Source organism: Luteibaculum oceani (assembly GCF_007995015.1).
Lineage (GTDB): Bacteria > Bacteroidota > Bacteroidia > Flavobacteriales_D > Luteibaculaceae > Luteibaculum > Luteibaculum oceani.
Window position 1 is genome coordinate 19,726 of sequence record NZ_VORB01000012.1, and the last position, 15,561, is coordinate 35,286.

At 40.0% G+C, this 15,561-nt stretch carries 14 protein-coding genes and 1 tRNA gene; 6 read left to right on the top strand and 9 right to left on the bottom strand.

From position 1 onward, the window contains the following. Positions 1 to 7: 7 nt before the first annotated feature. Both FRX97_RS11620 and FRX97_RS11625 read right to left on the bottom strand, forming a co-directional pair. Positions 8 to 1,330, bottom strand: coding sequence for a hypothetical protein (locus tag FRX97_RS11620; RefSeq protein WP_147015391.1), 1,323 nt, complete (start codon positions 1,328 to 1,330; stop codon positions 8 to 10). After that, entirely contained in the window at positions 1,323 to 2,027 is a 705-nt protein-coding gene (locus FRX97_RS11625) for a type III pantothenate kinase (protein WP_147015392.1), read from the bottom strand. The genes FRX97_RS11620 and FRX97_RS11625 overlap by 8 nt, the downstream gene beginning before the upstream one ends. A 103-nt stretch (positions 2,028 to 2,130) precedes the next feature. Here FRX97_RS11625 and FRX97_RS11630 point away from each other — a divergent pair. The 3 genes from FRX97_RS11630 (at position 2,131) to gpmI (ending at position 4,669) form a co-directional block, all read left to right on the top strand. Further along, positions 2,131 to 2,206: transfer RNA gene (locus FRX97_RS11630), tRNA-Phe, on the top strand. Positions 2,207 to 2,243: 37 nt separating this feature from the next. Further along, positions 2,244 to 3,170: a sensor histidine kinase gene (locus FRX97_RS11635; RefSeq protein ID WP_147015393.1), complete on the top strand. Its 927-nt coding sequence runs from the start codon at positions 2,244 to 2,246 to the stop codon at positions 3,168 to 3,170. Then, entirely contained in the window at positions 3,170 to 4,669 is a 1,500-nt protein-coding gene (gpmI, locus tag FRX97_RS11640) for a 2,3-bisphosphoglycerate-independent phosphoglycerate mutase (protein ID WP_147015394.1), read from the top strand. Before FRX97_RS11635 ends, gpmI begins: the two co-directional genes overlap by 1 nt. Here gpmI and FRX97_RS11645 read toward each other — a convergent pair. The 4 genes from FRX97_RS11645 to FRX97_RS11660 all read right to left on the bottom strand — a co-directional run bounded on the left by FRX97_RS11645 (position 4,661) and on the right by FRX97_RS11660 (position 9,157). Beyond that, positions 4,661 to 5,098: a hypothetical protein gene (locus FRX97_RS11645; RefSeq protein ID WP_147015395.1), complete on the bottom strand. Its 438-nt coding sequence runs from the start codon at positions 5,096 to 5,098 to the stop codon at positions 4,661 to 4,663. The genes gpmI and FRX97_RS11645 overlap by 9 nt on opposite strands. Further along, positions 5,058 to 6,140, bottom strand: coding sequence for a hypothetical protein (locus tag FRX97_RS11650; protein ID WP_147015396.1), 1,083 nt, complete (start codon positions 6,138 to 6,140; stop codon positions 5,058 to 5,060). Before FRX97_RS11650 ends, FRX97_RS11645 begins: the two co-directional genes overlap by 41 nt. 4 nt (positions 6,141 to 6,144) lie before the next feature. After that, on the bottom strand, positions 6,145 to 6,621 hold the full coding sequence (locus FRX97_RS11655) for a hypothetical protein (RefSeq protein ID WP_147015397.1): 477 nt from the start codon (positions 6,619 to 6,621) through the stop codon (positions 6,145 to 6,147). Positions 6,622 to 6,718: 97 nt separating this feature from the next. After that, the gene (locus tag FRX97_RS11660) at positions 6,719 to 9,157 is read right to left on the bottom strand and encodes a choice-of-anchor L domain-containing protein (RefSeq protein WP_147015398.1); all 2,439 of its coding nucleotides are present in this window, start codon (positions 9,155 to 9,157) and stop codon (positions 6,719 to 6,721) included. A 97-nt stretch (positions 9,158 to 9,254) separates the two neighbouring features. Here FRX97_RS11660 and FRX97_RS11665 point away from each other — a divergent pair, with 97 nt between their 5' ends. The 3 genes from FRX97_RS11665 (at position 9,255) to FRX97_RS11675 (ending at position 11,956) form a co-directional block, all read left to right on the top strand. Beyond that, positions 9,255 to 10,646 (top strand): dipeptidase, encoded by a 1,392-nt coding sequence (locus FRX97_RS11665; RefSeq protein ID WP_147015399.1) that lies wholly within the window; start codon positions 9,255 to 9,257, stop codon positions 10,644 to 10,646. Between the two features lie 67 nt (positions 10,647 to 10,713). Continuing rightward, positions 10,714 to 11,076 carry an LEA type 2 family protein gene (locus FRX97_RS11670; RefSeq protein WP_170227129.1) on the top strand — a complete coding sequence of 121 codons (363 nt, stop codon included), beginning with the start codon at positions 10,714 to 10,716 and terminating at the stop codon, positions 11,074 to 11,076. Positions 11,077 to 11,083: 7 nt separating this feature from the next. Next, positions 11,084 to 11,956 (top strand): hypothetical protein, encoded by an 873-nt coding sequence (locus FRX97_RS11675; RefSeq protein ID WP_147015401.1) that lies wholly within the window; start codon positions 11,084 to 11,086, stop codon positions 11,954 to 11,956. Here the strand turns inward: FRX97_RS11675 and tsaB are convergent. From tsaB to FRX97_RS11690, 3 genes are read right to left on the bottom strand one after another with little or no spacing between them, the layout of a single operon-like run. Then, positions 11,937 to 12,635, bottom strand: coding sequence for a tRNA (adenosine(37)-N6)-threonylcarbamoyltransferase complex dimerization subunit type 1 TsaB (gene tsaB / locus FRX97_RS11680; RefSeq protein WP_223266623.1), 699 nt, complete (start codon positions 12,633 to 12,635; stop codon positions 11,937 to 11,939). The two genes, FRX97_RS11675 and tsaB, sit on opposite strands and share 20 nt — an antisense overlap. Position 12,636: 1 nt before the next feature. Next, positions 12,637 to 13,950, bottom strand: coding sequence for an efflux RND transporter periplasmic adaptor subunit (locus FRX97_RS11685; protein WP_147015402.1), 1,314 nt, complete (start codon positions 13,948 to 13,950; stop codon positions 12,637 to 12,639). A 9-nt stretch (positions 13,951 to 13,959) separates the two neighbouring features. After that, a complete protein-coding gene (locus FRX97_RS11690; RefSeq protein WP_147015403.1) occupies positions 13,960 to 15,390 on the bottom strand; it encodes a TolC family protein in 1,431 nt (476 codons plus the stop codon). Positions 15,391 to 15,561: the final 171 nt, after the last annotated feature.

The window sequence follows — 15,561 nt, forward strand, 5'->3', positions numbered from 1 at the left end:
ACCGATTTTAATCGTATTTCCTTTTATAAAACCACCTGTCGATAAAGTTGGGACTTAAACTAAGTCCGAAAATGATCCGGTTGGATTTTTCTTGTATTAAATTGTCTGCAACACTTCCTCTTACCACATATTGGTATCCAATCTGCAAAGCAGAGGTAGATCTGCTTCTTCTAAACGGTAACCTAAGACCAAAACTCGTGCCAAACTCGTTAATGGCAGCCCCGTTATAGTCTACATAACCCGTTGCCGACCATAAACCAGCGCTATAGCTAATGTAATTCCAGATTGGCTCATTAAATAAAATATTACGGCTGGGGGTATATTGAATTCCAAAAGATACTTTGGAGTAATCTCTAAAAGTTCCGTCCAATGCATCTACCTCAAAGTCCTGATTAAATGTAGACCAAGACTGCTTGGTATAGTCTACACCAAAGTATAGTTTGTCTTTAACCTCAAATCCAATTCCTAGTCCTAGCTTGGAAGGAATAGAAGCCGAATTATTATCCGCCCTTAGATATTGGATGGTATCCTTACCCAACTCATTTCCACCAAAGTTTCTTAGGAAGGTAAAAGCAAATACTTCCTGACGTCCTTTTACGGTGATTTCTGGTTGGTAAACCAAACCTAGATTAATCTTAAAATTCTTGTCTTTAATTGGGAAAAATCGGTATGACAACGCTGCCGAAAGTGCCGAACCCTGCATGTTTGCAATACGACGCTCTTTTATTCCATATCCATTATCCAATACATCTGTGTAAAGAGTACGCTCTTGTTGCAATGGACCAAAATAATGGTCGAACTGAAGTGCTACAGCAAAAATATTAGAGTCGGCTTTGTTGTACAAATTATAGGCAACAGCCAAATATGCGTCTTTTAATCCACCCGATCCGGCGTAGTTAGCATCGATGGTATTGGTATCCATCTGCACCTTGGTATCTAGGCTATAATTGATAGCGCTAAAGGGTCTTAACCCGAACTGAAAAAAGAAAGTTTTTTTAACTGGAAAAGCCATCGCCACCGAGTTAAGGTTTGAGTAGCTTTGCTTGTACTCAAAATTATCCCCACTGATGCTGGTAAAATTTCCAGCTCCATTTACATTAAAAATGGGAAAGTCTAAATCGGTTCCAAAGGCAGGGTTTAAAAGGTTTATTTGCTGATACCCGCTAATTCCATACCCAGTACCACCAAGAGCCCATTGAGCTGCAGCTCCACCATCTCTTAAATTTCCATAGCCCAACCTACTAAAAGGAGATTGGTTGCTATTCTGGGCCTGCACCGTTAAACAAATTAGACTTAAAATAAGGCCTGCAAGCCACCTTGTGTTAGGCATATTGATGTTTGAATATGTTGAAAATTCCTTTCAAAGTTAGATTTGGGTCGGCAAAGATGTCACTTTTTAAAGCTTTTTGCAATGCAATTGCGTCACCGCCAGTAATAACCACTTTCCCCGTAGGATATTGTGTTTTAAATATTTGTATATGTTCAGTAATCTCAGCACAAAGTCCGACAAAGGTTGACCCCTTTAAATTATCATAAGTACTGTTAAATGGAAATTGTGCCGCCACCTCCTCTCTATTAACCAGAGGTAACTTACCTGTGAATTCGTGCATGGCTTTCAGTCGCATGGACCATCCTGGAGTTATTCCACCTCCCACAAACACCCCCTTCTCTGTAACTACATCGTAGGTTATACAAGACCCAGCATCAATTGCCATGGCCGCCCCAGGATAATCGAAAATTAAACCACAGGCATTAGCTATGCGATCTACTCCAAGCCTTTCGGGGTTGTTGTAATTAATAAGCACAGGTAATTTGGCGGAGAAATCTATAGGGTGAAGCCTTTCGGAAAGCTTAAAATTAAAGTTGCCACTTACATCGGAAACAGCAATTGGATTGGAAAAATCTCGAATCCACGCTTCTCTATCATCAGTAGAATTGAAAGCTCCGTAATCCTCGAGCTTCCCACTTCTAAAAATGCCCCATTTAGTTCGGGTATTTCCAATATCTAAAATTCCAACTTCTCGCATGCGGAGGCTAATTTATGGGAAGCGAATAAATTTTTTTCAAATTATTTTGCGGTTTGTAATTTTTTTAGACATTTGCACTCCCGTTTTCGAGCGGGAATTGGAAGGGACGATAGCTCAGTCGGTAGAGCAAAGGACTGAAAATCCTTGTGTCGGCGGTTCGATTCCGCCTCGTCCCACCACTGAAACCCTGACCACTGTGTCAGGGTTTTTTGTTTTATGGAAAAACTTCGTTGGCATAAATCCTTTTACCTCTTTGGGCTGCTATTCATTTACGTTTTAGCCCAGTTCATTTGGTGGGCCACTTTGCTGTACCGCCAATCAGTAGAAATCGCACTCCTTAAAAATCCCAGCAATCTAGATAAAGCTATTTCAGACAGCCAATTTATGATCTTTGGGGAGGGAGCTGTCTTCCTTATTATTCTGTTGGTCATCATTATTTATGCCTTTAGAAGCCTTAATGCGGAACTAAACCTAGCCCTGCGCCAAAAGAATTTTTTACTCAGCATTTCTCACGAGTTAAAAACCCCAATTGCTTCGATAAAATCCATAGTACAAACCTTATTGAAGAGAGAATTGGATAAAGACCAACAGAAAAAACTTCTTTTAGGTCTGGAAAATGAAAACCAACGACTAGGTGGGCTCATAGAAAATGTTTTTGTGGCTCAGAAAATTACAAACGGAAAATTTTCTGTTCCCACGAAAGACCAGAATCTAGGAGAATTTATTTCTCAAAACTGGGGGCAATGGACCAAAGCGTTTAATCAAAAACCCGAATTAGATCTAGTGCCTAATTTAAAGGCCAAAGTAGATTTACACGCCTTTGAACTAGTAATGATAAACCTTGCTAACAACGCATTTAAATACGGGGGAAGCGATACCATTTTTAGATGTTCTACCCAAAACAACCCCAAATCCGTTGTTATTAAAGTATCCAACACCGGATCTGAAATTCCAGCAAAGGAATTGGATAAAATATTCGATTTGTTTTACCGTGTTGGAAATGAAGAAACACGAAAAACCAAAGGAACTGGGTTGGGACTCTATATTTGCCGAAGCATAATTAAGGAACACGGAGGAAATATTAAGGTCGAAAACAATCTAAATAGAGGTGTTACCTTTGAAATAACTTTACCAAGCGCATAATGAGCAATAAATGTCTACTTGTTATTTTGGATGGATGGGGAATAGGAAAGGGAGACCACACCGACGCCATTGCACATGCAAATACATCTTATTTCGACAGTTTAATCTCTAGTAAACCCCACGCAAGCCTGCTTACAGATGGAGAAAATGTTGGTTTACCCAACGGACAAATGGGGAATTCTGAGGTGGGACATTTAAATATTGGTGCCGGAAGAGTTGTTTATCAGGACTTAGTTAAGGTAAATAAGTCGATAAGTGAAGGCGACTTTTTTGAGAACCCCGTTTTATTAGAAGCTTTTAAAACCGTAAAAGAGCGTGGAAGTAAAATCCACTTTATGGGATTGGTTTCCGAAGGAGGGGTTCACTCCCACCAAAACCACTTAAAAGCGTTATGCCAGGCGGCAGCCGAACATGAAATTATACCCAACGTACACATTTTTAGTGATGGTAGAGATGCCGACCCTAAAAGTGGTAAGCGGTACTGGGAGAAGCTTTCTCTAGATTTAAGAGGAATTAAATTCAACGCCTGCTCTCTAATAGGGAGGTACTACTCTATGGATAGAGATAAGCGTTGGGAAAGAATTGCAAAAGCTTACAAGCTTTTAACCCAAGGCCAAGGAAAAGAATTCGAAAATGTCGGAGATGCATTTGATTTCCACTACCAAAAAAATGTAACCGACGAATTCATAGACGCCTGTAAATTCCCTGGATTCCAAGCAATAGAAGACAATGACGTGGTGATTTGTTTCAACTTTAGAACCGATCGCTGCAGGGAAATTACGATGGCTTTAACCCAGCAAGATTTTCCAGAATTTGATATGCGTAAGCTAAACTTGCACTACACAACTTTTACACGTTACGATGCCACGTTTAAAGAGGTAAATGTGATGTACGAAAAGGACAACCTTCGCAATACGCTTGGAGAGGTTGTTTCAAAAGCGGGTAAAACACAATTGCGCATAGCGGAAACTGAGAAATATCCTCACGTTACCTTTTTCTTTTCTGGCGGAAGGGAAGAACCATTTACTGGAGAGCATAGAATTATGGTGAACTCTCCAAAGGTTGCCACCTACGACCTCCAGCCCGAGATGAGCGCTTTCGAAGTAAGCGAAAAGGTTTGCAATGCAATGAAAGAGTTAGGTCCCGACTTTGTCTGTTTAAATTTCGCAAATCCAGATATGGTAGGCCATACAGGAGTTTATTCTGCAGTAGTAAAAGCAGTTGAAGCTACCGATAGATGTCTTGAAGAAGTTTGCCGCACTGCAAAAGACCTGAATTACAACATAGTTGTTATTGCAGATCATGGGAATGCCGATCAAGCACTAAACGACGATTCCAGTCCGAACACCGCACATTCGTTAAATCCTGTTCCATTTATAGTGGTTTCACCTAAAGTAGAAGAGCTGAAAAATGGAATATTGGCCGATGTGGCCCCAACCATTTTGGGACTTATGGAAATTGAGCAACCCGAGGACATGACGGGACACAGGTTATTTTAGGTTTCGAACCGTTGGGTTACCAGATTCGTCTTTTAGAATTAAATATGAATCTGATTTTCCGCCTTTAAATGATGCTGTTTTATCTTTAAATATCTGGTCGGAGTATATAATCTTTGAGATCTTTATCCCTTCCAAACAGGTATAATCCCGATATAACCGATCCTTAAAACTCATCCTAGAATACTTGGTTGAACCAGTCTTTGGTACCACAACTACCAGACTTTTAAGGTTTTTCTCTCCTTTATTTTCCTTCTTGTATAACCTACAAAAGTTATACAGAACTTTTGGAGTGCAGTTGATACAATCGCGAGTGTTCAGAAACAATTGGGCTTTAAAGTCTTCAATGTTGTTTTCTTCATTTGAACAAGAAAGTCCTAATAATTGAAAACTAATTAAAAGGAATGCTTTCCAGAAAAATACTCTCATCATTTTTATATAAAACAAGTGCTGTATCCTTAATCAATTTACAATGCATTGAGCTAATTCCATCGAATTTTCGTTTCAAATATTGATTTGTTAATTTCAAGGTACTGCCCTCATTTTTAGAATCAGTAATTGTCAGAACTTTTTCTTTTTTATTGATAAAGGCCAATACGGCACCTAGAGAAATATCCTCTAGATAAAAAGTCTCAAAGAAATTATCCTCTACCTCAGGTATTGAGATTACGTTTTTTTGAATTGGGGAATATATTATCTCCGAGGTGCTATAGAAAACTTCACCATCTTTATTTTGGTAGTAACTATACGGAGGGGAATAGGAATCTTTATAACGACCATTATCCTTTCCATTTAAAAAGAATTCAAACTTATTTAAACTGGTATCTAGTTTAAGGAAATAAAAATCTGAAATAAAATTTGGTAGCCCCACTATGTAATGCCCTTTATGCTTTATGAAGAGATCGAAAAAATCATAGGACATACCATTAGATAGCTGATTTCTAAAGGTTTTTGATTTTGACCATTTCGAATTTGCATTCAATTGAGTTTCTATTATTCTATAGGAATACAGGAGTTCAACGCCGGGGTATTCTGGATCTAAATTGGATATCCTTGGGGTTAAGATCTGTTGAGCAACTGATAGGTTTCCATCCTGGTTAACAAAGAAATTCTCGAACTTGTAGGGTGGGAGCTTGGTTCTTAATGAGTCTGGGTTAATCGCATTTTCATTAAAAAGAAATTTGGCTTCCAAGTAGGGGTCCACAGGAAGAATTTCTAATAATGATACTTCTTTAGTCTGAAGATTAGCTGAAATTACCTCAAAATCTGTCAGTATATAAGCTTTATTATAGTAGTACTCAATTCCAATAATATCTCCATTAATTGCCCTATTGTATTTGGAGTAAAATTGATTTTCCACATCAATTACAATGGGTTCTTTAGTTGTGGTTTTGCAGGAAATTGTAATTAGGGTGATAAGTAAAACAAACAGCATGGGGCTAACATGCTGTTTGCTAATTGATAAAGTAGCCATAGAGCTAATTTAAATCTTCGTTTAAAAAAATGTGGGTGGTTGTTGTACCATTTTCATCCTTTTTGGATTCAATTACCGGGGAAACCCCATGGTAATGACCGTTTGGACCAACTGAATTAAAGGTTACCTGTATGGCTTGATTTGTTTCATCAGGCTGATTTACGTGTGGATCTATAGCAGCTGTTGGATAAATTATCATTGTACAAACGCCAGATTGATTTCTACAAACCGTTTTCCAACCATTTTCGATTTCCTCAGTTGAAATCCAAATACCACGGATGTACTCGGCAGTTGGCCGCTTTTTGGTGGTATGTTCAACTCCCTGTTCTGCTAAATACTTTTCACACATCGCTAAAGCTTGCTGATTGGAAAAGTTGTTGGGAATTTGATTTTCTGGAGTTAGGTGCTTTACTTCTTTAGTACAGGAGGCTACCGAAAGCCCTAGTACTATGAATGAATTAAGAATTATAGATTTTTTCATGTTCGTCAATAATTGAGGGTTTTTAATGAAAATATTGTACGTACATGACCAAATATTCAAAAAAAAAAAATCTAAAAAGCAAATAAAATGAACTAAACTATTTAAATAAACTAAAATAAAGCTGTTTTTCGTATCGTTCGTTATTCCGTTGAATAATAACCCTAGCGACAAAATTACCAGATTGTACCTCGGCTCCGTTTGATGGCACACCGTTCCATCCTTCATGTGGATCTTCGGATGAAAAAACTTCATTACCCCAACGATCATAAACGGTAAGCTGGAAGTGATCCACGGGTGGTATTACAATTTTAAATAGGTCGTTAATACCGTCTCCATCAGGCGTAAAAGCATTGGGAATATATATGGGGATGGGTGGTCCGAAAATTTTTGTCAGGCTATCGCGACACCCAGCCACATCCTCGATCAAAAGCTTTAGGTAGTGGTCTTGATTATCGGTTAATAAAATGGAAGTGTTTTCTTCGCTTCTATAAAATACATCGTCGATAAACCAACTTGAGGTTAGCTCCCGACCGACAGACAAATTCTCTACCTCAACTCGGGTCCCTTTATTTTCAATTTCGAAATTGGCCGTAGGAGCATTTACTTGAACAAAATATTTGGTGGTTACCGAGTTCCCACAACCATCATAAATATCTGCCACATAAGATGTATCGACCAAAGGACTAACTAATCTGGAGTTCTGCACCATAGTTATCCCATCGCGCCATTCTGCCCTGTAATTTCCATCCCCACCATTCGCTATCCAAACCATTTCTACCTCTTCTCCCCTGCAAATAGAGGTATCCACCCAGTTTTGCATTAGCGATAAAGAGGCATTGGCATCGAGGCCTACCGATATTTGAACTTGATCGGTTGCACCACATTTATCGGTAACGGTAAGTTGAAGATTTGAATTGGTATTTACCACCCACACCAGGGTATCTCTGTCGCCAACTAATGAACCGTCTTCGTCTATCCATTGGTAGCTTAAAGGTTGTGCTCCGCCCCTTACACTATCTGGAAATAAACGAATTGTAGCTCCGGGACAGGCAGCAGAAGTGTCGGTTGGAATAAATATTTGTGGCGAACCCGATGGAACAAAATCAAATGTCCATTCCTTAGTTACCGTATAATTGGTACACTGGTCTCCAACAGTTATCCTAAGCACTGAACCCGGGTTGGGTTTTACATATATCGAATCTGTATTTTCATTTAAAACCACCCCATCCAATTCCCAGGTATAAGTGTAAAGTTCATACCCTTTTATTGGAAGCACACCTACTTTTATTGAATCGTTCTGGCAATTGTAAACCACGGTTTCGTCATTGGGATTACTGAGTTCATGCTCGAAATAATCATTTAACCGATAGGAACTGGTAAAGGGTTCGGCACATCCGTTAACCAAGTCCCCACGTAGAATAAGGGTTTCCACACCCTCGGTAAGCCCATCTTTAAGTACGTTAAACTGTACATTCACTACCTTATCGCCAGGCTCAAAAACCACAAACTGAGGCAGCAGAGAAATATCTGCTAATCCAGCCTCACTAGTCGCATCAATAGATAGCGATACAGAATCGGTAAAATTCAACCCTCCCAAACGCTGTATACTTAGCTGCACATTTCCACAGCCTTCTTCAAAAAGATCGGGTTCTTTTTGGAAACTGGCACTTTGATCTATTTTCCATTTCGCAGTACTAAACCCTTTTGCTTTTATCAGAACACCGCTATCGAAATTATTTTGGAAACCATCTGCAATGGCAAATCTGAAATAATGCCGCTGACAAGGAACTAAAGGAAGACTTACTTCTATAGTAGTGGTAAATCCATTGTAATGGGTTGCCCTTCCACCATTTTGATTATCTATGTAATAAGCACTATTTACCTGATCATTAACCGTACTTACTGTAATCGCTAGATTTTCATTGGGGATTTCGGCAAAATTTTTCGAGCCATTAGGAAATGCCGCGGGGGCACTATATGCTCCAGAAATATTTGGTCCAGCAACAAAAAACCCGAAAACATCATTGTAAAATGAATTAATGTAATCTGGATATTCTTCGGAGCCAAACACGAAAGTTAGCGTAACCGAATCTGTGGTGGGAATAAATTCAAAGGAAATCCAAGCCGCATCGTCCATTTTGGGAGGCGCCTGAATGCCAATATCTTGAGCCGTTTTCTGAGCAAGCTTTAATAAATCAGCATCACCCCCACCCTGAGTAGGTGTTTCGGAAAAAGCGAAATCTGCGGTAGTTCCTCCTCCCAAATCGTAAGAAGAAGCAAAAGCCTCTGCAATACCAGAACTCATGATTATTCCGCTATCCAAACCTATGGTGCTAACCCCATTGGAGAAAAGTCCAAATTGCTGGTTACTACCGTAACTTTGAACATTGAAGATTTGAACGCCTCGACCCGTTAAAATTTCAGAAATGAGATAATTAGGATCGGAAAAATCCCCATCACTGCGAACTTGAATCTGGGCATCCAAGCGCAAGAACTGCCCGAGCAGCAATAAGAAAATGAAAATTCCGTATCTCATATACTTGGTGGCAAAGTTCGATGCTTGACCTATGCATTCAAAACCTTTTTACCCTTTTTAATATTAATACCTTTGCAGCCGATTAAACCAAAGTTGTATGTCTACATTAAACGAATATATCTCTAAAAATTTCGATCGATTCACCGACGAATTAATCGAACTTCTGAAAATTCCTTCTGTAAGTGCAGACCCTGCCTATAAAGACGACGTACATAATTGCGCAGCGTTTATTAAAGAGTCCTTAGAAAAAGCCGGTGTGGACAAAGCGGAAATCGTTCCAACCAAGGGTTATCCTGTAGTTTATGGAGAAAAAATTATCGACCCTAAACTTCCTACTGTATTGGTATATGGACATTATGATGTGCAACCAGCCGACCCAGTGGAGCTTTGGGACAGCCCTGCCTTTGAGCCAGTTATTAAAAAAACCGAGCTACACCCTGAAGGCGCCATTTTTGCCCGTGGAGCATGCGACGACAAAGGACAAATGTATATGCATGTTAAGGCTTTTGAGACCATGGTAAAAACCGACACTCTAGCCTGTAACGTGAAATTTATGATTGAAGGAGAGGAAGAGGTTGGAAGTGAAAACCTTGCCCACTTCCTAAAAGCGGAAAAAGAACGTTTAGCTGCAGATGTTATTCTGGTATCCGACACGGCCTTGGTATCTAAAGATGTACCATCAATTACAACAGGTCTAAGAGGATTATCATACGTAGAAGTTGAGGTTACTGGACCTAACAGAGACCTTCACTCTGGAGTATACGGTGGTGCAGTTGCTAATCCTATTAATGTGCTGTGTGATATGATCGCCTCACTCCAAGATGAAGATGGGCGCATTACTGTTGAGGGATTCTATGACAACGTTCAAATGGTAAGCCACGAGGAACGCAAAGCCATGTCGGAGATTCCTTTTTCTGAGGAAGACTACAAGAAGAAACTTGGAATAAAAGAGGTTAAGGGTGAAAAAGGCTACAGCACGATAGAGCGAGCTAGCATCCGCCCTACTCTAGATGTAAATGGAATTTGGGGAGGATATATTGGAGAAGGAGCTAAAACAGTTCTTCCATCCAAAGCTTACGCAAAAATTAGCATGCGCCTTGTTCCCAACCAAGGGCCCGATGAAATTACTGAGAAATTTAAGAAGCATTTCGAAAAAATTGCTCCAGATTATGTTTCGGTAAAGGTAACTCCACACCACGGAGGTGAGCCAGCTGTAATTCCGGTAGATTCGGATGAATACCGTGCAGCATCTAAAGCAATGGAAGCGGCCTTTGGCAAGGAACCTGTACCTGCTCGTGGAGGTGGATCTATTCCTATTGTTTCTTTATTCGAAAAGGTATTGGGCTTAAAAACTGTATTAATGGGCTTTGGTTTAGATACCGACGCCATTCACTCACCAAACGAGCACTACGGTTTGTTTAATTACCGCAAGGGAATAGAAACTATACCTCAATTCTTTGCAGAATATGCGAAGCTTAAAAATAACTAGCATTCTAATCTTATTGTCTTTGTTGAGTTCCTGTGCTTTTCAACCATTAAAGTTCAGGAACTTCAACATGGATAAGGTGGAAAACAACGGGGAAGTGCGAACCTTTACTGGGAAACTAGTTGTGGACAACCCCAACGGCTACCCCATTCAGGTAAAAAGAGGGAATTTTACTGTTAGCAACGACCCGTTAACCCTAGGCGATTGTAAAATCCTAGAGAAAAGAACTCTTCCAAGAAATGGAGCCGAAACCGTTGACTTTCAGTTAAACGTAAAAAATAAGGCCCTTTTACTAGGGGGATTACAACAGCTTGGCAGCCTTTTAACCGGTGGAGAAGCTAAGGTCACTATACAGGGGGAAATAAAGGCCTGCACCTATGGTATTTTCTGTAAAAAATATCGAGTTAACGAATCGTTGAAATTAAAACTCTAGAAGACCCTTGATACGCTTATTAATATGGTCTTTGATATGGATTTCTTCCACCTCCATAGAGCCAACGCACCCATTGGTTTTATTTCCCGACCATGTTGAGAAATACCCCCATTTTTCCAATGCTTATGCGCAGAAACATGGTATTAAATCCATTACCATTTTTACGAGTAAGAAATTTCCAGATCGACCCATTTACAAATTCGGTCAGTACGAAGTTTTAAAATTCAGCACCGACTATAAATTTATAGAGAGGCAAACCATTTTCGAGAGTTTATCAGACACCCTTGAGACGGTGATCTCATGGCAAGGTCGCGATTATCCCACACGTATTTTTGAAAATACTGGTGCCCAATGGGAATACGGAATTTGGCAATGGAAAGACGGTTTACCGCTGAGAGTGGATTACGATTTTTATGAGAATAGGGATGCGAGAGCATCGGAGGCCCTACTGTATGTTGGAAACAGAATTTTGGAAACCACCTATTGGCAACAAGATGTAAAGGGACAGGTGCTTACATTAGTTCAACACAATGGATTAGGCACCGAAAAGGGACGTATTGCTATTAACCCCTACCACAGGCCAAAACAATTTATCGCCACTTCTGTCAGCAACAGACGTACTTTTAATTACAATTATGAGCTCGCCGAAGACGGAAGGATAGAGCGAATTCAAAGTGGAGGACGTCTTTCGAAACAAGACTACCTCTTTAAATACAACGAAAACGGCAGTATAAAACAGGTTAAGGTCTATCGCTTTGATGAGTTATTTGAGCTAGTAGATTATTTCTACGGCAGCAACGGAACCCTGCGAAGTATTTTAATTACCAATCCACAAAGCAAGGAAATGACCATAAAGGAATTTAGGTATTCCTTCTATTAAACTTTGGTTTCGCTTTGATTGCAATGAAATCCTTGAGGTAAAACGGTTCGAAATAGGCCAAGTCGGCGAAATCTTGATTTTCGAATTTTCTAAACGCTATACCTCCCATATACCTGGCTGAGGGATAGATTCCTTTTATCAGGTTATCTGTGGGAATTTCACTTTCAAACTTGTCAGCTCCAGGTCCAAAAAAGAGTTGATGCTGCTGTTTAAAAATGGGCTCATTCTCATCCAGTACAATGGCGTCCACCGATGATATTTCCTCACCAAAACCATTATAAGAACTCGCAAAAACTTCCCTTCTTCTTGCGTCGAGGTAGGCGTGATACGTACAATCCGAATTTAATCCATTACGTTCCTGCTTTACCATTTCTAACATGGCCTGTAATGGGCAAACAGAGATTAGAGGAAGCCCTGTTGAATAACACAGTCCCTTAGCTGACGCTACACCAATTCTGAGACCGGTATAAGACCCCGGCCCTCTTGACACCGCTACCGCGGCAAGGTCGGGCACACGCAAACCTTGTTCTTCGAGTAACTCAACAATAAAGGGATTAAGCTTTTCGGCGTGATCGTATTCTTGATCATCGGACTCTTTATATGCGACAAGGTCGCCTTGATTCCACAAAGCGACCGAGCAAACTTTTGTACTAGTTTCTAAAGCGAGAATATGTGCCAATTTATTCTTCTTCTTTCTTAAACAATTCGTTTTTATTCACCTTGGTTACCGCTGTCTTATGACTTAATTCTCTGGAAACCGCTGCATAAGGTCCGGTAATAATCTCTTCTCCTAACTCTATCCCCTCTTTGATATAGATGAATTTACTATCCTGAATTCCAGTAGTAACCGGACGAATCATTGCTTTACCGTTTTCGAAAATGAATACACATTCAAATTCTTCCTTTTCAGAATCATCGGCCACCTTAGCATAAGAGAACTTCGAAGAGTCGGAACGAGTTGTAACAGCTTCTATTGGAACAGCTATAACGTTTCTTTCGGTTGCAGTAAGAATATCTACGTTTGCCGACATTCCTGGGCGGAATGGACTGAATGAAGCTGGTTTTCCTTCTAATAGATCTTTGTACGACTCTGGAAGCAGTGTAATCTTAACCGCAAAATTCGTAACCTGATCCGTTCCCATCCCACTACTTGTTGCTGCATTCGCAATTTCGGTTACTAGGCCTTTAAACTTCTTTCCTAAATAGGAATCAACTTCTACCTCGGCCGTGTCATTTAGGGAAACGCGAATAATATCATTTTCATTCACATCCACGTGCACTTCCATTTTCGACATATCTGAAATACGCATCATTTCGGTACCCGCCATTTGTGCGGTACCTACAACACGCTCACCTTCTTCTACTACTAGGGAAGAAATGGTTCCCGATTGTGGAGCGTAAATTTCAGTTCGGTTTAGATTGTCTCTAGCTTCCTTGCGGGTTGCTTCGGCAGATTTAACCGAGTACTGAGCCGCTTTTGCAGCTTGTTCCGAAGCCTCAACATCAGCCTTAGCCACTTCGTACTGCGATACAGCATTATCGTATTCCGATTGTGAAATTGCATTACTTTGAAATAGCTGACGATTTCTATTAAAGGTTTTCTCAGCGTTAATAAACTGAGCTCTAGATTGAGCAAGCCTTGCATTGGCAGTAGCCAAATTAGCGCGAGCAGAATTTAAAGAAGCCTCAGCTCTATTTGTTGCCGCGATATATATATCAGGATTAATTTTCACCAAAAGTTGCCCCTTGGTAACCTGGTCTCCCTCTTTAACCGCAAGCTCAATAATCTCTCCCGAAACGTCGGAACTTATCTTAACATCCTGAGCTGGTTGTATTTTTCCATTTGCAGTAACCTTTTCGGTAATAGTAACCTTCTCAGATTTTGCTACCGTTACTTTTTTCGAGGTGTCGCGCGATTTGTTCATCGCAACTGCGATAACTAAAAGTATTACTACTGCTCCACCAATAATCCACCAAAGCTTTTTGCCTTTCATAGCTTCTAATTAAAATGAGATTTGCTCTCCTTTATAAAATTCTAAAACCTTAACCTTGAAAATGAAGTCGAATTTCGACCTCGACAATTCTAACAATGCGTTTGATAATCTCACTTTAGCATTGCTAAACTCTACCTGATTAATCAAGTTTTGAGTGTATCTGATATCTGCGTATTTAAACGCTTCCTCAGCTGCATCTTTCGACTTTTTAGCCGCCTCGTAACTCTTTAAACTGGCTTTTGCATCTGCATAAGCACGCTCAATATCCTGTAACAGGGTGTTTTTGGTCTGCTGCAATTGGTAATTGCTAATCTGAGCATTTAAACGCTGTTGTTTAACGGCTGTTCTCGCACCGTATCCATTAAATAATGGGATAACTAGGGAAAAGCTAACACTGTAGTTAATGTTATCGTTTAGCTGGTCGCTAAAATTTTTGGTTCTAAAATCACTGTCCTGAAATTCAATCCTTGGAGCGACAACCTCTTCCATGCTATTCGCTACAATACCGATTGTATCTATAGCCAAAGTTGGATCTGCATCACTTCTCAATACACGATTATTTCCAGAGTATCCCGAACCATAAGAAGTTCTTGCGGTAATACTTGGAAGTGCAGCACCCTGAGCTATATCCAAACTTTTTTCAGCACTCTTAACTTGGAATTCACTGGCTTTAATTTGAGGTAAATTCTCAACAGCTGTTTTGTATATCTCCAGTGGATTCTGACTTAGGAATGAAGAAGAAACCTCCAATAACTCAGGTTCCTCCACCTCAATTTTCATGTCAGGTTGAAGTTGTAACACTTGATACAGACTCAAATAAGCCAGTGCAAGATCGTTCTCGCGCTGAACCATTGTCGCTTCATCCAAAGCTAATTGAGATTCTGCATCTAAAAGGTTGGATTTAGGCAACTGGCCTACCTCAACCAATTTTTTGATTCTATCTTTCTGCAATTGTGAAATCTCCAACTGGTTTTCCGCTATCTCAAGTAGATCTTGAGCAAACAATACGTTTACATAAAAATTAGCTATGCTCAATGCAACATCATTCTTTTGTTGGTCGGCCGATGCTTTTGCTGCTTTGTAGTCGTACTCAGACTTCTTTATTTGGTTCAATTTCTGAAACCCACCAAATAGGGTAACCTGGCTGGATATTCCTACACTATTGGTTCTAACTCTTCGCGTGGCGAATTGGTTGGTAAAGGGGTCAATGGTTTGTCCCCAGTTATAACCGTGCGTACCCGAGGCATTTAAACTAGGCAGTAGATCCAATTTCGCCTGAGTCTTGCTGTACTCACTAATTTGAGTTTGCAGCTCACTGGTTTTAATGGCAATATTATTTTTCATAGCGTAGTCTATACATTCTTGTAGACTCCACTTATTGTCTTGGCCAAATACGCTTGCAGCTAGCGCTATAAAAACCAAACTATATATGTATCGCATAGTTTCCTTGCAAATGTTCGGTTGCGAATATACCAAATCACATTCTTGAATTTTTACCGATGGTCATCTCATTTCACTGTTTATAAAAAGTTTCGCAGAATTTTTACTGATTATTTCTCTTGGATTTAAAAAACAAAAAAGGCGAGACCGCCGCCTCGCCTTTTCATTTTA